The following is a 24563-nucleotide window of genomic DNA, read 5'->3' on the forward strand; positions in this document are numbered from 1 at the left end:
TCAATTAAAACTTGAACTCTTCCTTACGGGCCATGATCTCATCGAATTCTTCCTTAGAACCCACAATGATGTTATCATAATCCCTCATACCTGTACCGGCAGGAATCTTATGTCCAACAATCACATTTTCTTTCAAGCCTTCCAAAGTATCCACTTTACCAGCTACAGCTGCCTCGTTCAATACCTTGGTTGTTTCCTGGAAGGAAGCCGCAGATATGAATGATTTTGTCTGTAACGAAGCTCTTGTAATACCTTGTAAGATTGGTGTAGCCGTAGCTGCAACCGCATCTCTTGCCGTTACCAAGTCCTTATCCCCTCTTCTAAGAAGTGAGTTTTCGTCCCTAAGCTCACGAGCAGTAATAATCTGACCTGGCTTCAAGTTTTCAGAATCTCCAGATTCAACAACTACCTTTTTTCCGAAGATCTCATCGTTTTCCAAAATGAAATCGTCTTTATGAGCTAGTTGGTTCTCCAAGAATATGGTATCACCTGGATCTTGAATACGTACCTTTCTCATCATCTGACGAACAACAACTTCAAAATGCTTGTCGTTGATCTTCACACCTTGTAGACGGTAAACTTCTTGTACCTCATTTACCAAGTACTGTTGTACAGCAGATGGTCCTTTAATGGCCAAGATATCTTCTGGCGTAATGGAACCATCAGACAATGGCATTCCAGCACGTACATAATCATTTTCCTGTACCAAGATCTGATTGGATAGTTTTACCAAGTATTTCTTGATTTCACCCAATTTGGATTCTATGATGATCTCACGGTTACCTCTTTTAATTTTTCCAAAAGAAACAACACCATCAATTTCTGATACCACTGCCGGGTTGGATGGGTTACGTGCCTCGAACAATTCGGTCACCCTTGGAAGACCACCCGTAATATCCCCTGACTTAGCAGATTTACGAGGTATTTTTACCAAGATTTTTCCTTCATTGATCTTATCTCCGTTATCCACCATAATGTGTGAACCAACAGGTAGGTTATAAGAACGCAATACTTCGTCATTATTGTTTTTGATCAATAATGTAGGTATCAATTTCTTGTTCCTTGATTCCGAAATTACTTTTTCCTGGAATCCTGTTTGTTCATCTATCTCAACTTGGTAGGTTATACCTTGTTCAATATTCTCGTAAGCGATCTTACCTGGGAATTCAGAAACAATTACACCGTTATATGGATCCCACTGACAGATAAGTTCTCCTTTTTCAACCTTAGCTCCGTTCTTGATGAACAATTGCGATCCATAAGGAATGTTATTGGTACTCAACGTAATTCCAGTTTTGGCATCCACAACTTTGATCTCCGACGTTCTGGAAATAACAGTTTCCACTGATTTTCCTTCGTTGTCCGTACTAGTAACAGTTCTTAGATCCTCGATCTCAGCGATACCGCCAAATCTTGCTTCCAATTTACTGTCCTCAGAAATGTTTCCTGCAATACCTCCCACGTGGAACGTACGCAATGTCAGCTGTGTTCCAGGCTCCCCAATAGATTGTGCAGCAACAACACCGACAGCTTCACCTCTTTGCACCATTTTATTGGTGGAAAGGTTTCTACCGTAACATTTACCACAGATACCTTTTTGGGCCTCACAGGTCAATGCCGATCTTACTTCTACCTTATCAATTGGTGATGCTTCGATTCTCCTCACATCAGCCTCTAGGATCTCTTGTCCAGCTCTCAACAAAAGTTCTTCTGTTATAGGATTGATCACATCGTGCAGGGCAACCCTACCTAATATTCTCTCCCCTAGACTTTCAACGATTTCCTCGTTTTTCTTCAAGGCCTCAACCTCGATACCACGCAGTGTTCCACAATCTTCGGTGTTGATGATCACATCTTGTGACACATCCACCAAACGACGGGTCAGGTATCCTGCATCCGCTGTTTTCAAAGCGGTATCCGCAAGACCTTTACGTGCACCGTGGGTAGAGATAAAGTATTCCAAGATGGAAAGACCTTCCTTAAAGTTGGAAAGGATCGGGTTTTCAATAATCTCACCACCACCTGCAGTAGATTTTTTAGGCTTGGCCATCAATCCACGCATACCGGTCAACTGACGGATCTGCTCTTTGGATCCCCTTGCTCCAGAATCCAACATCATGTACACCGAGTTGAATCCTTGTTTGTCCTCACGGATACGCTTCATCGCCAATTCGGTCAACATAGCATTCGTAGAGGTCCACACATCAATTACTTGGTTGTAACGTTCGTTGTTGGTAATAAGACCCATGTTATAGTTTGCCATAATACCATCAACTTGTTCGTTGGCATCGGCAATCATTTCATGCTTCTCCGGTGGAATAATAATATCACCTAGACTAAAGGACAATCCACCTTTGAAAGCGAATTCATACCCCATGGTCTTAATTTTATCCAAGAAATCTGCCGTGGTAGGTACATCAGTTACACTTAAAATGTTACCGATGATATCACGCAATGATTTTTTGTTCAATACTTCGTTCACATATCCTGCCTGTTCTGGCACAACCATGTTGAACAATACCCTACCTACTGTTGTTGGAATAATTTGGTAAACAAGTTCTCCCGCTTCATTAAAATCCTTCGTCCTAACCTTGATACCGGCATTAAGCTCAACTCTACCTTCGTTGAAAGCGATAACCACTTCCTCGTCAGAATAGAAGGTAATACCTTCACCCTTAACAATAACGTCGTCCATGGTCTTCTTTTCTTTGGTCATATAGTAAAGACCCAAGACCATATCCTGTAATGGTACTGTAATAGGTGAACCGTTTGCTGGGTTCAAAATGTTATGGGAAGCCAACATCAACAATTGTGCTTCCAAGATTGCTTCTGGTCCCAATGGTAAATGTACCGCCATCTGGTCACCATCGAAATCCGCGTTGAATGCCGTACATACCAATGGGTGCAAACGGATAGCCTTACCTTCAATAAGTTTTGGCTGGAATGCTTGTATACCCAAACGGTGCAATGTAGGGGCCCTGTTCAATAGTACAGGGTGTCCTTTCAATACGTTTTCAAGAATGTCCCAAACTACTGGTTCCTTCTTATCTATAATTTTCTTAGCTGATTTTACAGTTTTTACAATACCTCTTTCGATCAACTTACGTATTACGAACGGCTTGTAAAGTTCGGCGGCCATATCCTTTGGAAGACCACATTCGAACAATTTCATCTCAGGTCCAACGACGATTACCGAACGAGCGGAATAATCCACACGTTTACCCAAAAGGTTTTGACGGAAACGACCTTGTTTACCTTTCAATGAATCTGAAAGTGATTTCAATGGCCTGTTCGATTCCGTTTTAACGGCTGAAGCCTTACGGGTGTTATCGAACAATGAATCCACAGATTCTTGAAGCATACGCTTCTCGTTTCTTAAGATCACTTCAGGAGCTTTGATCTCTACCAATCTTTTTAGACGGTTGTTTCTGATGATAACCCTTCTGTAAAGGTCATTCAAATCTGAAGTCGCAAAACGACCACCATCCAATGGCACCAATGGTCTAAGTTCTGGTGGAATTACAGGGATTACTTTCATAATCATCCACTCAGGCCTGTTTTCCCTGTTCTCCTGTGACTCACGCAAAGACTCTACAACCTGCAAACGCTTAAGCGCTTCTGTCTTACGTTGCTTGGAAGTTTCTGTGTTTGCCTTGTGTCTCAATTCATAGGAAAGCTGGTCCAAATCGATTCTGGATAAGATATCGATCAAACATTCAGCACCCATCTTGGCGATAAATTTGTTAGGGTCGGTATCCTCCAAGTATTGGTTTTCCACCGGAATGGATTCCAATATGTTCAAATACTCCTCTTCGGTCAAGAAATCCATTTTCTGGATCTCTTCCCCATCTGGACCCTTGGCAATACCTGGTTGGATAACCACATAACGCTCATAATAGATGATCATGTCCAATTTCTTGGAAGGTAATCCCAAAAGGTATCCAATTTTGTTCGGCAAGGAACGGAAGTACCAGATATGGGCCACAGGAACCACCAAATTGATGTGCCCTACCCTGTCTCTACGTACTTTCTTTTCTGTAACCTCTACCCCACAACGATCACAAACAATACCACGGTAACGGATTCGCTTGTATTTTCCACAAGCACATTCATAATCCTTTACAGGACCAAAAATACGCTCACAAAAAAGACCGTCACGCTCAGGTTTGTGCGTTCTATAGTTAATAGTTTCAGGCTTCAAAACTTCCCCTCTCGACTCCGCCAAAATAGATTCTGGTGATGCCAATCCGATGGAAATTTTATCGAACCTCTTTATGGTATTATTATCTTTTAGTCTAGCCATAACAATATGGTGATAGTAAATTAAATATGTGTATTACAAATAGTGTTCAAGACCTATTATCTTATTCCTCCAGTCTAATGTCCAAACCTAATCCTTTAAGTTCGTGCATCAATACGTTGAAAGATTCTGGCAAACCAGGTTCTGGCATTGTTTCTCCTTTTACAATGGACTCGTAAGTCTTGGCCCTTCCGATAACATCATCAGATTTCACTGTCAATATTTCTCTTAGGGTTGCAGACGCACCGTATGCTTCCAGTGCCCAAACTTCCATCTCTCCAAAACGCTGACCACCAAATTGTGCTTTACCACCTAATGGCTGTTGCGTGATCAAAGAGTATGGTCCTATGGATCTGGCATGCATCTTATCATCTACCATGTGTCCTAGTTTCAACATGTAGATCACACCAACAGTTGCCGGTTGATCAAAACGTTGTCCAGTACCTCCATCATAAAGGTGTGTATGTCCAAATCTCGGAATTCCTGCCTCATCGGTAAATCCGTTGATCTCGTCTATGGTAGCCCCGTCAAAAATTGGAGTGGCATATTTCCTGCCCAATTTAAGACCAGCCCATCCAAGAACTGTTTCATAGATCTGTCCGATGTTCATACGGGAAGGTACCCCAAGTGGGTTCAATACGATATCCACTGGTGTTCCATCTTCCAAGAATGGCATATCTTCATGACGAACGATACGGGCAACAATACCTTTGTTACCGTGACGACCCGCCATTTTATCACCAACCTTCAGCTTACGCTTCTTCGCAATATAAACTTTGGCCAATTTCATGATCCCTGCTGGCAATTCATCACCTACAGAAATCGTAAACTTGTCCCTCCTCAAGTTACCCTGAAGATCGTTCAATTTAATCTTGTAGTTGTGCAAAAGATCGGCAACCATTGTGTTGGTGTCCTTGTCTGTTGTCCAGCTTCCACCTACCAAGTGAGCGAAATCGTCTACAGAGTTCAACATCTTTTGGGTATACTTCTTACCTTTTGGAAGTACTTCCTCCCCAAGATCGTTCAATACCCCTTGTGATGTCTTACCGTTGATCAACACAAATAATTTCTCTACCAATACGTCCTTAAGTTGTTCGAATTTCACTTCGTATTCCAACTCCAATTTAGAAATGGCCTCTTTATCCTCAGAACGCTTGCGCTTATCTTTTATGGAACGGGAGAACAATTTCTTATCGATCACAACACCTCTCAATGACGGTGAAGCTTTTAAGGATGCATCTTTAACATCACCAGCCTTGTCTCCAAAGATGGCGCGTAATAATTTTTCTTCCGGTGTAGGATCTGATTCCCCTTTTGGAGTAATCTTACCAATCAAAATATCACCAGGTTTCACTTCAGCACCAATACGGATCATACCGTACTCATCCAAATCTTTCGTAGCCTCTTCGGAAACGTTGGGAATATCATTGGTCAACTCTTCAGCCCCCAATTTGGTATCCCTTACTTCCAATGAATATTCATCGATATGGATAGAAGTGAATATATCTTCACGTACTACTTTTTCAGAAATTACGATCGCATCTTCAAAGTTGTACCCTTTCCATGGCATAAAGGCCACTTTAAGGTTCCTACCCAAAGCAAGCTCACCGCTTTCCGTAGCATATCCTTCACAAAGAACCTGTCCTTTTTTAACCCTGTCACCTTTTCTCACGATTGGCTTAAGGTTGATACTTGTTCCTTGGTTGGTCTTTCTGAATTTCACCAATTCATACGTCTTGGAATCGTCATCAAAACTTACTGAACGTTCTGCGTCAGTCCTATCGTACTTAATGGTAATTTTCTTGGCATCAACGTACTCGATCACCCCATCACCTTCAGCATTGATCAATACCCTTGAATCTGAAGCCACCTGACGCTCCAATCCAGTACCTACAATAGGAGATTCTGGTTTCAACAATGGTACGGCCTGACGCATCATGTTGGATCCCATCAGGGCACGGTTCGCATCATCATGCTCCAAGAAAGGAATCAAGGAAGCAGAAATAGAAGCGATTTGGTTAGGCGCAACATCCGTATAATTTACTTCAGCAGGATCAACCACAGGGAAATCACCTTCTTCCCTAACAATAACCTTATCTATGTCAATAGTTCCATCTTCTTTCAAAGGAATATTGGCCTGGGCAATTTTCATTCCCTCCTCTTCTTCAGCACTTAAATAACCAAATTCCTTGGTGTTTACTTTTCCATCGGCCACCTTGCGGTATGGCGTTTCCAAGAAGCCCATTGGGTTTACCTTCGCAAATACCGAAAGTGAAGAAATCAAACCAATGTTTGGTCCTTCAGGAGTTTCAATAGGACAAAGTCTACCGTAGTGTGTATAGTGAACATCTCGCACCTCAAACCCAGCTCTTTCTCTAGAAAGTCCACCTGGTCCCAATGCCGATAATCTTCTCTTGTGCGTAATCTCCGCCAATGGATTCGTTTGATCCATAAACTGAGACAACTGGTTAGTTCCGAAGAATGAGTTGATCACAGAAGACAATGTCTTGGCGTTGATCAAATCGATCGGGGTAAATACTTCATTGTCACGAACGTTCATACGCTCACGGATGGTTCTTGCCATACGGGAAAGACCTACTCCGAATTGTTGTGACAATTGCTCACCAACTGTTCTTACACGTCTATTGGAAAGGTGATCGATATCATCAATCTCCGCTTTGGAGTTGATCAATTCGATCAAGTATTTAATAATGGTAATGATATCTTCCTTGGTCAAGACCTGCTTGTCCATTCCGATATCCAAACCTAATTTTTTGTTCATTCTGTAACGACCTACCTCCCCAAGGTTGTAGCGTTGGTCAGAAAAGAACAATTTGTCTATAATACCACGTGCAGTTTCTTCATCGGGCGGTTCTGCATTACGCAGTTGACGATAAATGTGTTCTACAGCCTCTTTTTCGGAGTTTGTAGGATCCTTCTGCAAGGTATTGTGAATGATAGCGTAGTCTGATTGTGCATTATTCTCTTTGTGCAAAAGAATAGTCTTAACATCAGCCTCGATAATTTCATTGATATGATCCTTTTCAAGGATGGTATCACGATCCAAAATAATCTCGTTTCTTTCGATAGATACTACTTCACCAGTATCTTCATCCACGAAATCCTCATGCCATGTGTTCAAAACCCTGGCCGCCAATTTACGGCCCAATACTTTCTTAAGTCCGGTATTGGATACTTTCACCTCTTCAGAAAGGTCAAATATTTCCAAGATATCCTTATCCCTTTCAAAACCAATGGCCCTGAAAAGCGTAGTAACCGGTAATTTTTTCTTTCTATCAATATAAGCGTACATCACGCCATTGATATCTGTTGCAAATTCTATCCAAGAACCTTTGAAAGGAATTACCCTGGCAGAATATAATTTTGTACCGTTTGCGTGGAAAGATTGTCCAAAGAATACTCCAGGAGAACGGTGTAATTGAGATACCACAACACGCTCGGCACCATTGATAACGAATGTTCCGCTTGGCGTCATGTAAGGAATCGTTCCCAAATAAACATCCTGCACTATGGTTTCAAAATCTTCGTGCTCTGGATCGGTACAGTATAATTTTAACCTTGCTTTTAGAGGTACACTATAAGTAAGTCCACGCTCGATACATTCCTGTATGGAATATCTAGGTGGATCTATAAAATAATCTAGAAACTCTAAAACAAATTGGTTTCTTGTGTCAGTGATTGGAAAGTTTTCCATGAAGGTGTTATACAAGCCTTCATTGCCCCTTTCATCAGATTTAGTTTCAAGTTGAAAGAAATCTTGAAAGGATTTGATCTGAATGTCCAAGAAATCCGGGTAGTCCGGTATGTTCTTAGCGGATGCGAAACTTATTCTTTCAGTTTGTTTTGTAAACATCAATGGACAAAATTTTGATTGTGAATACTAAAGGGGGTAGTATATATCCTCATATACAACATATATAAAAGGGTTTAGGTCTAGCCACCAAAAAGGGTGGAAAGACCTAAACCAAAATAGTATGGTTGTTGCTATTATTTAAGCTCAACTTCTGCTCCTGCTTCTTCCAATGATTTTTGAATTCCTTCAGCCTCATCTTTAGTGATACCTTCTTTGATAGCTTTTGGTGCACTATCAACGATATCTTTAGCTTCTTTCAATCCTAAACCAGTTAATTCTTTAACCAATTTAACAACTGCCAATTTAGAAGCACCTGCTGCCTTCAATATTACATCGAATTCAGTTTTCTCTTCTGCAGCTTCACCACCTTCAGCGGCTCCACCAGCGGCAACAGCTACTGCAGCAGCTGCAGGCTCGATACCGTATTCTTCTTTTAATATTGCAGCTAACTCATTTACTTCCTTTACAGTTAAGTTAACCAATTGTTCTGCGAAATCTTTTAAATCTGCCATTTTTCTATCGTTTAATAAAATTTTAAAATATAATTGTTTGTAGTGCGTACGTATTATTTTTCGGATAATGTCTTAAGGATTCCGGCCAATTTACCACCGCCAGACTTAAGTCCAGAGATAACGTTTTTAGCAGGCGACTGAAGCAATCCGATGATCTCTCCAATCATTTCTTCCTTAGATTTGATATTGATCAAGGCTTCCAGGTTCTCATCCCCAACATAAACGGCCTCTTCAATATAAGCACCCTTTAATAATGGTTTAGTAGTTTTTTTCCTGAAGTTCTTTATCAATTTTGCTGGAGCGTTTCCTGTATCGGAGTACATGATGGAAGTGTTACCTACCAATACTCCTGGAAGCTCTCCAAAATCTTTTTCCGATGCATCCATTGCTTTAGCAAGCAAGGTGTTTTTCACGACCGCTAATTTAATATTGGCTTTAAAACAAGCCCTTCTTAAATCTGATGTGGCCGAAGCATTCATACCAGAGATATCTGCCAAGTAAATAATGGAATTACTTCCTAACTGTGCAGTTAAATCTTGTATAACGTTCAATTTTTCTTCTCTTGTCATAATAAAAACTTTAAACTAACAGTTATACTCCTTTAGGATCTAGTTGCACACTTGGGCTCATTGTACTAGACAAATAAATGCTCTTCATGTATACACCTTTCGCTGCCGCAGGTTTCATTTTGTTCAAAGTATCCAAAAGTTCTTTGGCATTGTCCGCTAATTTGTCCTCAGAGAAAGAAACTTTCCCTATGGCAGCGTGAACGATACCTGTTTTGTCAACTCTAAAATCAATCTTACCAGCCTTTACTTCTGCTACCGCTTTTGCGACATCCATAGTAACTGTTCCTGTCTTTGGATTGGGCATTAAGCCTCTAGGTCCCAATACTCTACCCAATGGTCCTAATTTACCCATAACACTTGGCATGGTGATGATCACATCAACATCGGTCCAACCGTTTTTGATTTTTTCCAAATACTCATCCAACCCAACATAATCCGCACCGGCCTCTGTAGCCTCTGCTTCCTTGTCTGGTGTTACCAACGCCAAAACCTTAACATCCTTACCAGTTCCATGAGGAAGGGTAACAACACCACGTACCATTTGATTCGCTTTTCTTGGATCTACACCCAATCTTACGGCGATATCAACTGACGCGTCAAATTTTACGTTAGTTATCTCTTTTACTAAAGCTGAAGCTTCTACCAAGGTATATAGCTTGTTTCTGTCTACCTTAGAAAGCGCTTCTTTTTGCTTTTTTGTTAATTTTGCCATTCTAAATTGCTTTTAAGATTTTAAAAAGGTTTGGTCCCTGAAACTTTTAAACCCATAGATCTAGCCGTACCCGCAACCATTGTCATTGCTGACTCTGGGGTAAAGGCGTTCAAATCCACCATTTTGTCATCAGCTATAGCTCTTATCTGTTCCCAGGTAACGCTAGCCACTTTGTTTCTGTTAGGTTCGCCAGATCCTTTTTTAATCTTAGCTGCTTCCATAAGTTGAATTGCCGCTGGCGGTGTCTTAACAACGAAGTCGAATGACTTGTCCTTAAATACCGTGATAACAACTGGCAATACTTTGCCTGGTTTATCCTGTGTACGAGCATTAAACTGCTTACAGAATTCCATGATGTTAACGCCGGCAGCACCTAAAGCGGGTCCAACCGGTGGCGACGGATTCGCTGCACCTCCCCTAACTTGTAGTTTAACTACTTTACTTACTTCTTTTGCCATTGTTTAAAATTAAATTGAAAGCGTGTCTTTTTTGGAAGCGACACTACCTTATATATGTAACAATTCTTACTTATACTTTTTCTACTTGCATATAGCTAAGTTCCAATGGGGTCTTTCTTCCGAAAATCTTCACCATTACCTCTAGCTTACGCTTTTCTTCATTTATCTTTTCAACGGTTCCATTGAACCCGTTGAACGGACCATCTATCACCTTGATAGTTTCTCCCAAAACGAATGGAATAGCAACACTGTCCGTCGTTACGGCCAGTTCGTCTACTTTCCCCAACATTCTGTTTACTTCGGACTTTCTAAGTGGCACAGGATCTCCTCCTTTTGTTTCACCCAAAAATCCAATAACGTTCGTGATGGAACGTATAATATGGATCATCTCTCCACCCAAATTGGCTTTGATCATGATATAACCAGGAAAATATACCCTTTCCTTGTTTATTTTCTTACCATTTCTAACCTGAACCACCTTTTCTGTAGGAACAAGAACCTCTTCCAGGTAATCTTCAAAACCAAGTCTTGCAACTTCAGTTTCAATATAACCCTTTATCTTGTTCTCCTGCCCACTAACAGCTCTGACCACATACCACTTTTTCTCCAATACTTCCGACATAGGTATGATTTAGTTGATTACTTTTGTGAAATACAATTGGATCAATTCTCCAAAAAGACTGTCAACACCCCAAGTAGCCAATGCAAAAATAATTGAGAACACCGCTACGATCACCATCAGATTTGATGACTCCGCTCTAGGAGGGAGAGTAACATTGTTCTTAAGCTCTTCAACGGATTCCTTTATATAAGTCAACATGCTGCGAAAGGTTTTCTATAGTTCTTAAAATATTAGTTGAAAAACAACCTAATAGATTTTTTTGATTCAGAGAAGCAATTTCAATTACATTGAATGAATGATCTTACCAACCCTTTATCACTCGTTTAATTTTCCAAATTGGGACGACACATAACGATTTTCCCACTTTAACATTCGCACGGGAGGAGAGACTCGAACTCCCGACACCTGGTTTTGGAGACCAGTGCTCTACCAACTGAGCTACACCCGTTTATATTTACACTGAAAGGTATCCTGTATTACAGGACACCCTCAGTGCAATATTTATAATATGATTAATCTAAAATCTCAGTTACCTGACCAGCACCTACCGTTCTACCACCTTCACGGATTGCGAAACGTAAACCAACATTCAATGCGATCGGAGACAATAAATCAACAGTAATGGTTAAGTTATCACCAGGCATTACCATTTCAACACCTTCTGGAAGATTGATAGTTCCAGTTACGTCAGTTGTTCTTACGTAGAACTGAGGACGGTAGTTGTTGTGGAATGGTGTGTGACGACCACCTTCTTCTTTTTTCAGAACGTAAACCTCAGCTTTGAATTTAGCGTGTGGCTTAACAGAACCTGGCTTACAGATAACCATACCTCTTTTGATCTGAGATTTTTCAATACCTCTCAAAAGGATACCAACGTTATCACCAGCTTCACCTCTATCCAATATCTTACGGAACATCTCTACTCCAGTAATAGTTGAATTCAATTTCTCAGCACCCATACCGATGATCTCAACTGGATCTCCAGTGTTCGCAACTCCTGTTTCGATACGACCTGTAGCAACAGTTCCACGACCAGTAATTGTAAATACATCTTCAACAGGCATCAAGAAAGGCTTATCAACATCTCTTTCTGGCAATTCAATCCAGTTATCAACAGCTTCCATCAAGGACATAACTGTATCAACCCATTTTTGCTCACCGTTAAGTGCTCCAAGGGCAGAACCAGCGATTACAGGTCCATTGTCACCATCGTACTCATAGAAAGAAAGCAATTCACGTACTTCCATTTCAACAAGCTCCAATAATTCCTCATCATCAACCATATCCACTTTGTTCATGAATACAACGATTCTTGGAATACCTACCTGACGACCCAAAAGGATGTGCTCACGAGTCTGTGGCATTGGACCATCTGTAGCAGCAACAACCAAAATAGCACCGTCCATTTGGGCAGCACCAGTAACCATGTTCTTTACGTAATCCGCGTGACCAGGACAGTCAACGTGAGCGTAATGACGGTTTGCAGTTGAATATTCTACGTGTGATGTGTTGATAGTAATACCTCTTTCTTTTTCTTCAGGAGCGTTGTCGATAGAATCGAAACTTCTCATTTCAGAAAGACCTGCGTTTGCCAAAACAGTTGTAATAGCAGCAGTCAATGTAGTTTTACCGTGATCTACGTGTCCAATAGTACCTATATTTAAGTGCGGTTTGGAACGATCGAAAGTTTCCTTTGCCATGTTTAATGAATTTTAATCTTAGTTTATATTAGTGTACAAATTATGCCTTGAATGAGCCAATGATGAGATTTGAACTCATGACCTCTTCCTTACCAAGGAAACGCTCTACCCCTGAGCTACACCGGCGTCTTTAAGTCTTATAGTCAGTTATAACCAAAACTTAATACTATAACCAAAAACTCAAAGTAAAGCGCAGCAGGGCTTCACCCCTACCTCGCTCCGAACAAGATGCCGAACATCAAGTCCATTTAATCCCAATTGCCTAAAGCCCCAGTAAAGGAGCTATTTGCAATTAAAATTTAGAGCGGGAGACCGGGTTCGAACCGGCGACATTCAGCTTGGAAGGCTGACGCTCTACCAACTGAGCTACTCCCGCATTTTAATTTTTAGGCAAACCTAAAAATTTATTTCATAATTTCAAAAACAAACGTTCTGTATTTTCATACAAAGACCCTTTTAAGTCTTTTTGTGGGGAGAGCAGGATTCGAACCTGCGAAGACGTAGTCAGCAGATTTACAGTCTGCCCTCGTTGGCCGCTTGAGTATCTCCCCAATCCATTATTTTAAGAACTTAAGAGCCGATAGAGGGACTCGAACCCACGACCTGCTGATTACAAATCAGCTGCTCTAGCCAGCTGAGCTACATCGGCTTTTTACTTCCTTTTTCTTTCACAAAAAAGTCCGCTATTTCTAACGGACTGCAAATGTATACGTTTTTTTAATTATTCAAAACATTTTTTGAAAAATTTTAATCAAACTTGTGCTTTTAATTTTTCCTTGCGTTTCACCAATTTTCTTTCCAATGAACTAGATGCCACATCCACAGCCTCTTCGAAAGATTTACATTGCTTTTTTACTATGAATTGATCTTTGGGTACCTGAACCTTAATCTCAACAATTTTATTCTCTTTGGAACTTGTATTTTGCACTTTTAAGTAGACCTCGGAACTTATGATCTTATCATAAAAAAGATCCAACTTATTCAATCTGGACTGAACAAAGTCGATCAACTTTCCTTCCGCATTAAAATTAACGGATTGAACATTTACTTTCATAGGCTGAAATTTTAAAAATTAAACATTGAAAAAAAAGAATATCGTACTATTTCTTATTTCTTGGATGGGAAGTGAAATGTACTTTTTTAAGTTCGGCAATACTGTTGTGGGTGTATACCTGTGTAGAGGCTAAACTTGAATGACCCAATAATTCCTTGACCGAATTTAAATCTGCACCCTTGTTGAGCAAGTGAGTCGCAAATGTATGCCTCAATATATGCGGACTCTTCTTTACCTTGGAGGACACCTCACTAAAATACCGATTTATAATTCTATAAACAAGGGTTTCATATATTTTATTGCCCCCCTTGGCCAAAAAGACAAAGTCCTTGTCCGTAATTACCTCCAAAGTGTTTCTGTAGTCGAAATAGCTATGGAACAGCTCCTGCGTAGAGGACAGCAAAGGCAAGATACGCTCCTTGCTCCTCTTGCCCAATACCTTGAGGGATTTGCCCGAAAAATTTACATGGGCCATCTTTAAATTTACCAATTCGGCCCGTCTGATCCCTGAGGTATACAAAAGTGCCACAATCAACTTGTCCCGCGCTCCCTCAAAATCATTGGAATAGGAGATCTGCTGCAAGACATTTTCCATTTCCGTTTCCGAAAACGGTATCTCCACTTTCTTGGCTGTTTTTAAGGCGGTGTGTTTCGCCAACGGATTGGCCGCGATGCGACCAATGCGCAAAAGAAATTTATAATACGCCTTCAAAGAAGCTATTTTACGATTGATAGTCCTATTGGACACCTTGGAGTCCACCAAATGAACGATCCAACTTCTTATAAGGCTATAATTGGCACCATCAATGTCATCCAGTGAAAATTCTTTCGAGCAAAACAAAGACCACTCTGCCAAATCGGTCCTATAGGCCGTAACCGTATGGGGAGAATATTTCCGTTCCAGGGAGAGATATTCTAAAAAAGATGGAATGGACATAGGTAAACTTTAAGAGCTAAGTTACCATTTTAATGAGAGGAATGGGCATAAAAAAAGAGAATCCCGCTTACTGCAGGATTCTCTTACTTATCTCGTTCCAAGGAACTATATCTCTTCTTGATCTCTAAGACCTTGGATATATTGTGCTTTTTGGATTTGAGCTCTGCGCTCAACAGAAGGCTTGGTAAACGCCTGACGCTTTCTCAACTGACGCATAGTACCAGTCTTATCAAACTTTCGCTTGAAACGCTTTAGCGGCCTATCTATATTCTCTCCTTCTTTAATTGGTATAATTAACATAAGCTTTAACCTCCTCTCTTTTGTGATTTTTAAGGTTGCAAATATAGGAACAAAATCCGATTGGACAACCTAATTTTAAATAAAAAATCCAAATCACCTGTTTTCGCCGGTTTTATGGTCACCAAAACTTCACAACACCCTAGATTGCCTCAATTTCTTGAATCCGCTATGGGTTGAAAAATAGCTTGACTTCAAACTGTTGCCGGCTTGTATTTCTTCTTATCGATAACCATCTTGGCAATAATTTCCCTGAGTATTTCAGAGGTCCCACCGCCAATTGGCCCTAATCTACTGTCCCTAAAATTACGCGCCATAGGATAATCCTCTATATAGCCATAACCTCCCAGAAACTGCACACACTCATAAGCAACCTCATCGGCCATCTTGGTGGATTTCAACTTGGAAATAGTGGCTTCCTTAACAACGTACTGCCCTTTGTCCAAACGATAGGCAACGGAGTAGTTATACTCCTTGCACATGTCTATATCCCCGTACAGATCTGCTATCCTATGTCTTAAGGCCTGGAATTTGTTTATTGACTTTCCGAAGGCCTCCCTTTCCGACATGTATTTTAAGGCATAATCCAAAACGTGTTCTGATCTGGCATGGGCATTGATTCCCATAATCAAACGCTCCAGGGCAAAGTGCTGCATGATATAGGAGAATCCCATATTTTCCTCTCCCATGAGATTCTCCACTGGAATTTTCACATTATCGAAAGCCAGCTCGGCCGTATCCGAGGCACGCCATCCCAATTTGTTCAATTTACTGGCCGTTACCCCTTCACTTTTCCTATCGACTACGAAAATGCTAATTCCTTTGTTGCCAAGTGAAGTATCTGTCTTGGCCGCAACAATCATGTAGTCAGCATAAACTCCATTGGTGATAAAGGTTTTGGATCCATTTAAAATATAATGATCCCCTTCCCTCACAGCAGTTGATCGCATGGCGGCAACATCACTGCCTCCAAAAGGTTCTGTAATGCACAAACAACCAATTTTTTCACCATCAACACTTGGCCTTAAATATCTTTCCTTGATATTATCATCAGCTTCCTTGTTCAAGTGGGTCATGGCCAGATAAGCGTGTGCCCAAATGGCAGCTGCAAATCCTCCGGAATTTATCTTTTGCAATTCCTCCAATAAAATAACCGTGTAAAACAGGTCCAAGCCCAATCCTCCATCTTCTTCTGGGGTAGCGAGGCCAAAATAGCCCATATCGCCAAATTTTTTCCAGATGAACCTTTCTATGGTCCCTGTTTCCTCCCATTTATCAATATGGGGAACAACTTCTTTTTGTAAAAAGTCTTTCAGGCTCTGCCTGAATAATTGATGTTCTTCAGTGAAGTACATACTTTGCATAGCGTTTTTTTTATAATGACAAATATAATTTAATTCTATCAATCTTTTCCTCAGGAAAACCTTGTATTTCTGTTAATTCCTCAAAACTGGCAATCCCCCCCTTTCTATCGCGATAGGCAACTATGGCCCTGGATAAATTGAACGGAATATAGACCAATTGGGCCAGTTCATCACTGGAAGCGGTGTTCAGATCAATTTTGGTGATCTCTGGTATGGTCAACAACCCAAAACGGGCCAATACCCTATCGGCCACCTCCTTTTCCAGGCCATACACATCGTACAATTGTTCCTCAACCAAAAAACCGCCCAAGCGATTCCGAAATTTAATGATTCGTGCAGACAGCTTTTCTCCGATTCCACGGACTAGTTTTAGCTCGTCGGCGGAAACGGTATTAAGATCCCTGGATGCTACCTGAATTTTATCGTTGGAACCAGCCCGTGGCTTTCCTCCCCCGGACGCCTCGCTTTTACTTCTTCGCGTCCATTCCGGAAATTTAAAATAAGGGGAAAAAGTATTCAATAAGGAGTCACTTACCTGGGTGACCTCTTGAAAATCGGAAATGGTGTTGACAAATCTGCCTTGGGATCTAAAGTTATGAAGCCTATCTATTTCCTCGGGGCTCATACCCAACACATAGCCCTTATGGTCCGTTATGAAATTTGGATTGAATGGATACATGGCGATCGTGTCCTTAGCCGACCGCAACTCTTCCACCTTTTCTTGCAAATTACTGTCGGGTACCAAGGAACCTTCTAGAGGAGTAGGATAGATTTGAAGATAAAAGTACCCCACCTGTAGTAGCAATATGATAGCCAATAAAAAGAACATCCCATTTCGTTCCTGTTTGCTGAACTTAAAATGGGATGTCCTATCTTTTTTACTCAAACTATATGTTTTATTTCTCCTGCCTGATTTCCACGTCATCATTATCGGAATACGAGTCCGGTTCAGGTTTTGGCGGAATGGTCAATACTTTGTAAAAGAAGTATGCCGCAAAGAATACTACAATTCCTTGTGCTAAAAACATAACAATTAATGCTGACGTATTCATAATGTGGCCCTCCCCTCTCTTCTGCGTTTGTTAAAAGCTAAATATACTAAAAATGAAATGAATGCGAACATGGCGAGCAACATGGCCCTACCTATGTTTTTATAAAAGACTTTATTGACGAAAGAACCCTCGGCAATTACATCTCCCGGTTTGATCTGATCTCCAACTTTTACCACTGTTTTTTGATCATCCTTAAAGGTGTATGTCTTAAAATCTATAAACTTCTCCTCAAAAGATGTTTCTTTTACCTTATCGTACCGCTTTCTAGTATTTTCAAATGAGAATTTTACCTCTTGTGGGCCAACCTCCTCTACGGTTCCCACTGAAGATCCATCCCCATTGAATTTTTCGGCATAGTATTCATCTGCAAAGGAAGAACTGTTATAGGTATCCTTATGGAGGATGTTGTCTATCATATTGGGCACACTGGCCAAAAAGACCCAACCCAATAATACTGGGGTAATAAATTTAATCACAAACTTATAGGCTTTGGGAATTTTTATATCAGCACCTGTATTGATCTCCTTCCACCCCTTGTCCATTCCAAAAATCCAAGCAAAAAGGATCACTTCAAAAAAGGCAAAAACCACCAAACTCACGGTTCCTCCCCAATAATCATAATCATCAAACACTCCCTCTTGGTAGAAGAATACCGTTGGGAGTCCCAGCAACAAGGCCAAAGCTCCAAAAGTCCAAGCCCCTTTTTTCTGACCCCATCCAAATTCGTCCTTCATAAACCCGATCCATGGTGTACCCATGGCCAGGGAGCTGGTAATACCTGCAAAAAACAATAACCCAAACCACATCACCCCTGCGACAGCAGCCAAAATTGGCCCCCATTGCTGAAATAGATAGGGCATGGTCTGAAAAGCCATACCAAAACCTGCGTTGTTGATTACCCAATCCAGACCAAGATAACCCGCTGCAATAGGAATAACGATAGCGCTTCCAAGCACTACCTCTACAAAGCCGTTCATAAATCCGGCCGAAACTGCATTTAGGGCAATATCATCCTTGCTTTTGACATAGGACGCATAGCAGTGAATGGTTCCCATACCTACCGATAGGGTGAAGAAGATCTGTCCGGCCGCCGCCAACCATACCTTGGGATCCAACAGGGTATCGTATTGTGGTGTCCATAAAAAATTCAACCCGTCCCATGCATTGGCATCTGGGAAAAGATCCGAGGCCCCACTGGTTCCAAGTGTATATCCCCGTAAAGCCAGAAATACGCCAAAAATGATCAAAAGCGGCATACCTATCTTGGCAACCTTTTCCACACCTCCCAACCCTTTGGAAAGGATATAGGTATTCAAAGCCAAACAAAGGACATAAAACACGATAGCTTCATAAGGGATACCCGTAGTACTTTGGGATACATCCACATAAGAATTGAAAAATCCGGCAACCTCCCCTTGAGACATCCCTCCAAAGGTCCCCATTACGGAATGGAACACATAAGATAAGGTCCAAGATTCTATATAGGCGTAGTAGGCCACAACGGCCAAATTGGTAAAAATACCAAACACCCCGATATACTTTAGGACCCTGCCCTTGACCATGGAATCCAAAATGTAGGGTGTACTGTGGTTCCCAAATCTACCGCCATAGCGCCCCGAGGACCACTCGATGAACAAAAGGGGTATCCCCATTAAAATAAAACAAATTAAGTAAGGAATAATAAATGCCCCACCACCATTTTGAACGGCCTGGACCGGAAAACGCAAGAAGTTACCCAATCCTACGGCATTACCTGCCATAGCCAAAATGAGACCCATTCTGGAGCCCCAAGAATCTGAATTGTTTGCCATGATATATCGGTTAAATTTTTAACCCATTTAACCGGCACGAAATATCGTAAAAAAAAGGACACATGAAAGGAAATAATTACAAAAGTAAATCCCGTTTAAATTGCCATAAAACAACTTAAACGGGACCTATAACTTTTACTTGTTTGGCTTACTTAACTTCCTGCTTTTTAAACAGTTTGTTCGCCTTTAAATCTGACCAGTATTTGTTCAAATCACCTCTCACTTCTCCCGACATAATGTACAATCCAATGATATTAGGGAAGGACATTGCCAAGATCATCATATCGGAAAAATCCAATACGGCCCCCAAACTAACAGAAGCTCCGATCACCACGAATACCAAGAACAACATTTTATAGGCATATTCCGTTTTCTTGCTCTTACCGAACAAATAGGTCCAAGCCCTCATGCCATAATAAGACCAGGAGATCATGGTAGAGAATGCAAAAAGGAATACTGCCAACGCCAGGACATATGGGAACCAGGATATTTGGCTTCCGAAAGCATCCGATGTCAATTGGGCACCCGCCATTCCTTCAACCTCATGCATCCCGGTAAAGATAAGTACCAAAGCCGTCAATGTACATACCACCACGGTATCGATAAATGGCTCCAAAAGGGCCACAAAACCTTCCGAAGGAGGATGATTGGTCTTGGCTGTACTATGTGCAATGGCCGCAGATCCAACCCCTGCTTCATTGGAAAAGGCGGCACGTTGGAAACCTACAATCAAAACACCGATTACCCCTCCTTTTAATGCACTTGGACTAAAAGCACCATCCACGATCGCGGAGAATGCCGGTCCTATATTTTCAATGTTCATAATAATAACAGCCAAGGCTGCAACAATATAAACGGAGGCCATGATTGGCACAACCCTACCGGTAACTTTGGCAATACTGTTGATACCACCAATAATCACCACACCAACCAAGACGGCAGTTATAACCCCAAACCAGAAGCCATTTCCTACCAAGGCCGGGAATTGACCTGATAATTGTTCAAAGGACTGGTTGGCTTGGAACATATTACCTCCACCAAAGGAAGCACCTACAGCTAGAACTGCAAATACGCCGGCCAAAACCTTTCCAAATCCTTTCATATTTCTTTTTTCAAGACCGTATCTCAAATAGTTCATCGGTCCTCCAAATACCCTTCCATCGGGAAGAATATTTCTGTATTTGACCCCTAAGGTGCATTCCACAAATTTTGAGGACATCCCCAAAAGACCACAAACGATCATCCAGAATGTAGCTCCGGCACCTCCTAAAGATACCGCAACACCCACACCTGCTATATTTCCCAATCCTACTGTTCCGGAAACCGCAGTTGCCAAGGCTTGGAAATGGGTCACTTGTCCAGGGGCATCAGGGTCATCGTATTTACCCTTGGCCAAATCCAGGGAATGACCAAAACCTCTAATATTAATAAAGCCCATTCTAATGGTAAAGAACAAGGCCCCCAATACCAACCAGATCACAATAAATGGAATTCCTTTTTCTTGGGGATCTCCATTAGGATGCCTTATTATTTCAGGACTATCATATTTGATGGAAGCCAAAAAATGTGCCCCTTGCTCAATAACATCCTCCTTGTTATTGGAATCGTAGATGACACCACCTTCCTTGACCAGGTATTTAAGACTACCATCTACCGGCGATGTTACTGTTTCCGTAATTCCATCATTTTTCGAAACCACAGCAATGGCGTCTCCTTTCTTAATTTTAGCTCCTTCCGGCTTCAACCACTCTTGAAGCACAAACTTATCGTTTACTTCTGGAGACCATCCCGGAGCCCCTACTCTTTTCACATCCGCATATACTATGGGATCATAAATTCCTATAGCTGCAAAAGGATCCCAAAACAGTACCGATCCCAAGGCACTAACCGCAGGGGTCATGGCACCATTGAATACTTCGGTGATTTCTTCGGTTGGAACTTTATATTCCTTGGTTACGGACAGACCGTTCGCATCCGTAATTGTCACATCATAAGTAAGACCTTCTACCAATCCACTTGCTTTGTTCGAAGATAATGGAGTTTGTTGATTGCTCCATTTATAAGTATAAGGGGCCGTGCCTCCCTCTACCTCCAACTCAATAACACCATCATTGATTCTTTTTGATGGGTTGATAAGTTTGTCTTTTACTGATAATTCTTGGGAAAAAACTGCTAGGGAAAGCAGCATAAAAATGGAAGATATATATTTCTTCATAAGAAATTTATGTTGGTGTGATTTTTATTAACGCTCGGCAATATCTTAAAAAAAAACTTCGGAATCAAGAAATCAATTGAAATATCATCAGTCAATATGGAACATTTCGTTCAATTTCTTAATTTGTTCTGGTCTACCCAATACAATTACTTTACTTTTGGGTTGCATCTGTAAATCTGCTTCAGGATTGATGATATAATTTCCATTGGGCTCAATGTACCCAATTATAGTACATCCTGTCTTTTTTCTTAAGTCCAAATCCCTTAAGGAATTACAATTCACATCATTGGTAAAATCCTCTATGGCGACCTCCTCCAAATTTGTGGTGTGCTCACCCTCCATGGATAATTTGTCCATAAATGTGATCAGATCGGGCATTACGACCAGAGATGCCATATGATCCCCTCCAATTTTGTCTGGCATGATCACCTTGTTCGCACCAGCCAATTCCAATTTTTTTTGGGAGGTGACCAGGGAAGCACGACTGATTATGAACAGCCCTTTATTCAGCTGTCTTGCCGAGAGCACTACAAAGAGGTTTGCCGCATCATCGGGCATGGCGGCAATTAGATATTGTGCCCTTTCCACTCCCGCTTCTTTCAATACCTCATCATCTATGGCGTCCCCTTCCACAAATAAGAAATCATTCTCGTATTTTTCTATGACCTCCTTATCCCTCTCAACCACCACAAATGGCCTTTTGTAAGCACTAAGGCGTTCTACGGCCTGCATACCGTTCCTACCAAACCCACAAACAATGACATGGTTGGACAAACTATTGATTTTTTGTTTCACTTTTTTCTTTTTTAAAAGTTGAAGGGAGTTTCTTCCCAATATATATTCAGTAATTACGGAGATGGCAAAAGCAAAAATGAAGACACTGGCAATGATCAAAAAAACGGTAAAAATCTTGGCTACGGTATCCAAAGGTTTTACTTCGGAAAAACCCACCGTAGTAACCGTTATAACGGTCATATAAAATGCATCCAACCAATTGTAATCCGATAAATACCTATAGCCCAAAACCCCAATGAACAGCACACTGATCACCATTATTAAGGCCAGGTATATTTTTGAACGAAAAAGTTTTATCATAGCTATAGATCAAATACCGAGGTACGTTTGGTATATAACAAGTCCTTTATTTTAAGCCAAAAAGCAAGAAAAAGATACACAGCAAATCCGAAACCCAAGGTCACAAATGTCAAATAAATAAAGGTTGTCCTCACAACACGGGCCCTAATTCCCAAGCGTTCCGCAATGCGCCTACATACCTCAAATCCTCTTTTTTGAAGATAGTACAATAAACGATAGAAAGAATCCATTGGATAAAATTAATTATTTCTACCCAATATACTAATACCTACGGGACATTGAAGACATTTATTTTTGGAACAGTACCCATTGTACAATTGCAAAAGCCCTTGACTCTCCAAACCACTTTCACAGCGCACGCCAAGATCACCATAATTGGAAATGATGGAATTTTGTTCTGGTTTCAGGCCAAAGGCCAACTTTACAATACCATCGGAACCGTCCCTTCCCTGTGTGCGCAGGTAACAAAACTTTAAGGGCAATATCACATTGATAATCAGCAATTCCACAAAAGATCTCGATAATTTCTTTCGCTGCTTTTTGGATACTTTTCCAAAAGTAAAGTGTGTATCCCAATAAGGAGAGGCGGAAACATGGAACAGTTCATCAATGTCATCCAAAGTTTCTGCTGCCATCAGCTTTCGGAACAAATGTTCCTGACTCCCATATAATGAAGCTAATTGGGAAAGTCTGATGGTTGGAAAATTATGAGGCCTTAACCTGAAAAAATCCGGTTTTATATAGGAGACACCAGACAAACCATATTTGGCACAAAGATATCCGTAGTTCTTTTTAAGGGTCACATAATGATTGTCCAATATGGAATCGTCCTCCAAGAGCCCAGCAACTCCAAGGAACAGGCCTTCCAATCCATCTATATCCCTGTTCATTTTCCTTATGATGGCAAAAGGTATGGCTTTCCCCAATTCAAAGAACGCCTCCCCATTGACCTTGGTCCCAAAACTTTTCAAGAGCAATAAAAAAAAAACCTGTTCCCAATCATGCTTGTGCTCTTCAAGGATTTTATCTATAAAGGCCGAACGTGACTCGAGGCGTTCAACGTAAAGTCGTTCCAACCAGTTTTGAAATTTAAAACCGTCAAATTCTTTGATATACCCATTACAATTTATGGAAGAATCCCGCTGCTTTGAAAACAATTCAGAATAGCCGCCCAACAAGGACTGTGAAACTATATTTTTTAATTCCAGCGTTGGTATCCGGCTATTATCACTTCTAAAAATACTGGCATCGTCTTCCCAAACCACATGAAGGATAACCGTATTGTACTTCTCATCTGATTCGTGATGATGGACGTACCAATCGGAGGATCGCAGGTGCATTTCCACATTCCCCGCCCATAATTGATCCCCAATTTTTATTTTGGCATTGAAAAAATCGGGACCGGCCAACTGATTGTGCCTGCCATAATCCTCTACAATAAGAATTTCACCTTCAACCGTTCTCAAAGATTGATATGGCAATTTCTTGTATTTCCAGATGTAATGCAACAGATCTTCGCGCATTCTCCTAAGATAAAAAAATCCTGTCAAATGCAGAAAAATATCTACATCTGACAGGATTTTTGTATGTGGGAGAAGACCTTAATCTACGACTTCACCTTCCCATTTCATAAAACCACCTTCAAGATTGTAGGCGTTATTAAAGCCTGCTTTGTTCATGATCGCACATGCCTGTCCGCTTCTGTTGCCAGACCTGCAGTACACATAGTAATTTTTGGATTTGTCCAATTTCTCCAATTCCTCCAAAAATTCCTGTCCCAAATAAATATCAATATTGGTTGAACCGGGAATAAACCCTTCCTCTACCTCCTCAGGGGTACGCACATCCAATATAAAAGCATTATCGTCTTGTTCTAACTGAGAACTCCACTCTTCTTGTGATAAATTTGCCATTCTTTCAATTTTAAGATCCAAAAATAAGGCTTTTCCCGTAATAATTGACTAACACCCACTGTTCAATTACCAAATAAC

General features: G+C 41.0%; 21 protein-coding genes and 5 tRNA genes. All 26 read right to left on the reverse strand.

Translation table 11 applies throughout. From position 1 onward, the window contains the following. Positions 1-4: 4 nt before the first annotated feature. Positions 5-4303, reverse strand: a complete 4299-nt coding sequence (gene rpoC, locus WAA86_RS13335) for a DNA-directed RNA polymerase subunit beta' (protein WP_337301516.1) — start codon at positions 4301-4303, stop codon at positions 5-7. A 61-nt stretch (positions 4304-4364) separates the two neighbouring features. Continuing rightward, on the reverse strand, positions 4365-8174 hold the full coding sequence (gene rpoB / locus WAA86_RS13340) for a DNA-directed RNA polymerase subunit beta (protein ID WP_337301517.1): 3810 nt from the start codon (positions 8172-8174) through the stop codon (positions 4365-4367). 134 nt (positions 8175-8308) lie between these two features. After that, positions 8309-8686 (reverse strand): 50S ribosomal protein L7/L12, encoded by a 378-nt coding sequence (rplL, locus tag WAA86_RS13345; protein WP_337301518.1) that lies wholly within the window; start codon positions 8684-8686, stop codon positions 8309-8311. Between the two features lie 53 nt (positions 8687-8739). Continuing rightward, the gene (gene rplJ / locus WAA86_RS13350) at positions 8740-9255 is read right to left on the reverse strand and encodes a 50S ribosomal protein L10 (RefSeq protein WP_337301519.1); all 516 of its coding nucleotides are present in this window, start codon (positions 9253-9255) and stop codon (positions 8740-8742) included. A 22-nt stretch (positions 9256-9277) separates the two neighbouring features. Then, complete coding sequence (rplA, locus tag WAA86_RS13355; RefSeq protein ID WP_337301520.1) at positions 9278-9967, reverse strand: 50S ribosomal protein L1; 690 nt, start codon at positions 9965-9967, stop codon at positions 9278-9280. 20 nt (positions 9968-9987) lie between these two features. Continuing rightward, a complete protein-coding gene (gene rplK, locus WAA86_RS13360; protein ID WP_337301521.1) occupies positions 9988-10425 on the reverse strand; it encodes a 50S ribosomal protein L11 in 438 nt (145 codons plus the stop codon). 70 nt (positions 10426-10495) lie between these two features. After that, positions 10496-11047 (reverse strand): transcription termination/antitermination protein NusG, encoded by a 552-nt coding sequence (gene nusG / locus WAA86_RS13365; protein ID WP_337301522.1) that lies wholly within the window; start codon positions 11045-11047, stop codon positions 10496-10498. A gap of 9 nt (positions 11048-11056) precedes the next feature. Further along, entirely contained in the window at positions 11057-11245 is a 189-nt protein-coding gene (gene secE / locus WAA86_RS13370) for a preprotein translocase subunit SecE (RefSeq protein ID WP_337301523.1), read from the reverse strand. Between the two features lie 177 nt (positions 11246-11422). Further along, positions 11423-11495: transfer RNA gene (locus WAA86_RS13375), tRNA-Trp, on the reverse strand. A 64-nt stretch (positions 11496-11559) separates the two neighbouring features. Next, positions 11560-12747 (reverse strand): elongation factor Tu, encoded by a 1188-nt coding sequence (tuf, locus tag WAA86_RS13380; RefSeq protein WP_337301524.1) that lies wholly within the window; start codon positions 12745-12747, stop codon positions 11560-11562. 54 nt (positions 12748-12801) lie between these two features. After that, a tRNA-Thr gene (locus WAA86_RS13385) sits at positions 12802-12873 on the reverse strand. 177 nt (positions 12874-13050) lie between these two features. Continuing rightward, positions 13051-13123 (reverse strand) — tRNA-Gly (locus WAA86_RS13390). A gap of 93 nt (positions 13124-13216) precedes the next feature. Next, positions 13217-13298, reverse strand: a tRNA-Tyr gene (locus WAA86_RS13395). 24 nt (positions 13299-13322) lie between these two features. Further along, positions 13323-13396 (reverse strand) — tRNA-Thr (locus WAA86_RS13400). Positions 13397-13498: 102 nt separating this feature from the next. After that, positions 13499-13801 carry a ribosome hibernation-promoting factor, HPF/YfiA family gene (gene hpf, locus WAA86_RS13405; protein ID WP_337301525.1) on the reverse strand — a complete coding sequence of 101 codons (303 nt, stop codon included), beginning with the start codon at positions 13799-13801 and terminating at the stop codon, positions 13499-13501. 46 nt (positions 13802-13847) lie between these two features. Beyond that, positions 13848-14738 (reverse strand): tyrosine-type recombinase/integrase, encoded by an 891-nt coding sequence (locus tag WAA86_RS13410; protein WP_337301526.1) that lies wholly within the window; start codon positions 14736-14738, stop codon positions 13848-13850. Between the two features lie 105 nt (positions 14739-14843). Next, entirely contained in the window at positions 14844-15038 is a 195-nt protein-coding gene (gene rpsU, locus WAA86_RS13415; protein ID WP_337301527.1) for a 30S ribosomal protein S21, read from the reverse strand. Between the two features lie 191 nt (positions 15039-15229). After that, positions 15230-16399, reverse strand: coding sequence for an acyl-CoA dehydrogenase family protein (locus WAA86_RS13420; protein WP_337301528.1), 1170 nt, complete (start codon positions 16397-16399; stop codon positions 15230-15232). Between the two features lie 10 nt (positions 16400-16409). After that, positions 16410-17285 (reverse strand): ComEA family DNA-binding protein, encoded by an 876-nt coding sequence (locus WAA86_RS13425; protein ID WP_337301529.1) that lies wholly within the window; start codon positions 17283-17285, stop codon positions 16410-16412. A 10-nt stretch (positions 17286-17295) separates the two neighbouring features. Then, positions 17296-17427, reverse strand: a complete 132-nt coding sequence (locus WAA86_RS13430) for a hypothetical protein (protein WP_337301530.1) — start codon at positions 17425-17427, stop codon at positions 17296-17298. A gap of 20 nt (positions 17428-17447) precedes the next feature. Then, positions 17448-19262: a sodium-dependent transporter gene (locus WAA86_RS13435; RefSeq protein ID WP_337301531.1), complete on the reverse strand. Its 1815-nt coding sequence runs from the start codon at positions 19260-19262 to the stop codon at positions 17448-17450. 148 nt (positions 19263-19410) lie between these two features. After that, positions 19411-21477 carry an amino acid carrier protein gene (locus tag WAA86_RS13440; protein ID WP_337301532.1) on the reverse strand — a complete coding sequence of 689 codons (2067 nt, stop codon included), beginning with the start codon at positions 21475-21477 and terminating at the stop codon, positions 19411-19413. Positions 21478-21564: 87 nt separating this feature from the next. Further along, a complete protein-coding gene (locus WAA86_RS13445; RefSeq protein WP_337301533.1) occupies positions 21565-22572 on the reverse strand; it encodes a potassium channel family protein in 1008 nt (335 codons plus the stop codon). Between the two features lie 2 nt (positions 22573-22574). Then, on the reverse strand, positions 22575-22802 hold the full coding sequence (locus WAA86_RS13450) for a PspC domain-containing protein (protein ID WP_082591046.1): 228 nt from the start codon (positions 22800-22802) through the stop codon (positions 22575-22577). A 9-nt stretch (positions 22803-22811) separates the two neighbouring features. Next, on the reverse strand, positions 22812-24095 hold the full coding sequence (locus WAA86_RS13455) for a DUF2851 family protein (protein WP_337301534.1): 1284 nt from the start codon (positions 24093-24095) through the stop codon (positions 22812-22814). A gap of 78 nt (positions 24096-24173) precedes the next feature. Further along, positions 24174-24485, reverse strand: a complete 312-nt coding sequence (locus WAA86_RS13460; protein WP_337301535.1) for a rhodanese-like domain-containing protein — start codon at positions 24483-24485, stop codon at positions 24174-24176. Positions 24486-24563 lie beyond the last annotated feature (78 nt).

It is taken from the genome of Sediminicola sp. 1XM1-17, from assembly GCF_037203765.1.
Lineage (GTDB): Bacteria > Bacteroidota > Bacteroidia > Flavobacteriales > Flavobacteriaceae > Sediminicola.

What these genes read in the sequence shown, in the direction of transcription:
- hpf (WP_337301525.1), bottom strand. Translation starts at nt 13,801, where the DNA reads ATGAAAGTAAATGTTCAATCCGTTAATTTTAATGCGGAAGGAAAGTTG.
- rplA (WP_337301520.1), bottom strand. Translation starts at nt 9,967, where the DNA reads ATGGCAAAATTAACAAAAAAGCAAAAAGAAGCGCTTTCTAAGGTAGAC.
- WAA86_RS13430 (WP_337301530.1), bottom strand. Translation starts at nt 17,427, where the DNA reads ATGTTTTTAGCACAAGGAATTGTAGTATTCTTTGCGGCATACTTCTTT.
- WAA86_RS13450 (WP_082591046.1), bottom strand. Translation starts at nt 22,802, where the DNA reads ATGGATTCTTTCTATCGTTTATTGTACTATCTTCAAAAAAGAGGATTT.
- tuf (WP_337301524.1), bottom strand. Translation starts at nt 12,747, where the DNA reads ATGGCAAAGGAAACTTTCGATCGTTCCAAACCGCACTTAAATATAGGT.
- WAA86_RS13460 (WP_337301535.1), bottom strand. Translation starts at nt 24,485, where the DNA reads ATGGCAAATTTATCACAAGAAGAGTGGAGTTCTCAGTTAGAACAAGAC.
- rplK (WP_337301521.1), bottom strand. Translation starts at nt 10,425, where the DNA reads ATGGCAAAAGAAGTAAGTAAAGTAGTTAAACTACAAGTTAGGGGAGGT.
- rpoC (WP_337301516.1), bottom strand. Translation starts at nt 4,303, where the DNA reads ATGGCTAGACTAAAAGATAATAATACCATAAAGAGGTTCGATAAAATT.
- rpoB (WP_337301517.1), bottom strand. Translation starts at nt 8,174, where the DNA reads ATGTTTACAAAACAAACTGAAAGAATAAGTTTCGCATCCGCTAAGAAC.
- WAA86_RS13455 (WP_337301534.1), bottom strand. Translation starts at nt 24,095, where the DNA reads ATGCGCGAAGATCTGTTGCATTACATCTGGAAATACAAGAAATTGCCA.
- rpsU (WP_337301527.1), bottom strand. Translation starts at nt 15,038, where the DNA reads ATGTTAATTATACCAATTAAAGAAGGAGAGAATATAGATAGGCCGCTA.
- rplL (WP_337301518.1), bottom strand. Translation starts at nt 8,686, where the DNA reads ATGGCAGATTTAAAAGATTTCGCAGAACAATTGGTTAACTTAACTGTA.
- WAA86_RS13410 (WP_337301526.1), bottom strand. Translation starts at nt 14,738, where the DNA reads ATGTCCATTCCATCTTTTTTAGAATATCTCTCCCTGGAACGGAAATAT.
- rplJ (WP_337301519.1), bottom strand. Translation starts at nt 9,255, where the DNA reads ATGACAAGAGAAGAAAAATTGAACGTTATACAAGATTTAACTGCACAG.
- WAA86_RS13420 (WP_337301528.1), bottom strand. Translation starts at nt 16,399, where the DNA reads ATGCAAAGTATGTACTTCACTGAAGAACATCAATTATTCAGGCAGAGC.
- secE (WP_337301523.1), bottom strand. Translation starts at nt 11,245, where the DNA reads ATGTTGACTTATATAAAGGAATCCGTTGAAGAGCTTAAGAACAATGTT.
- WAA86_RS13440 (WP_337301532.1), bottom strand. Translation starts at nt 21,477, where the DNA reads ATGAAGAAATATATATCTTCCATTTTTATGCTGCTTTCCCTAGCAGTT.
- nusG (WP_337301522.1), bottom strand. Translation starts at nt 11,047, where the DNA reads ATGTCGGAAGTATTGGAGAAAAAGTGGTATGTGGTCAGAGCTGTTAGT.
- WAA86_RS13445 (WP_337301533.1), bottom strand. Translation starts at nt 22,572, where the DNA reads ATGATAAAACTTTTTCGTTCAAAAATATACCTGGCCTTAATAATGGTG.
- WAA86_RS13435 (WP_337301531.1), bottom strand. Translation starts at nt 19,262, where the DNA reads ATGGCAAACAATTCAGATTCTTGGGGCTCCAGAATGGGTCTCATTTTG.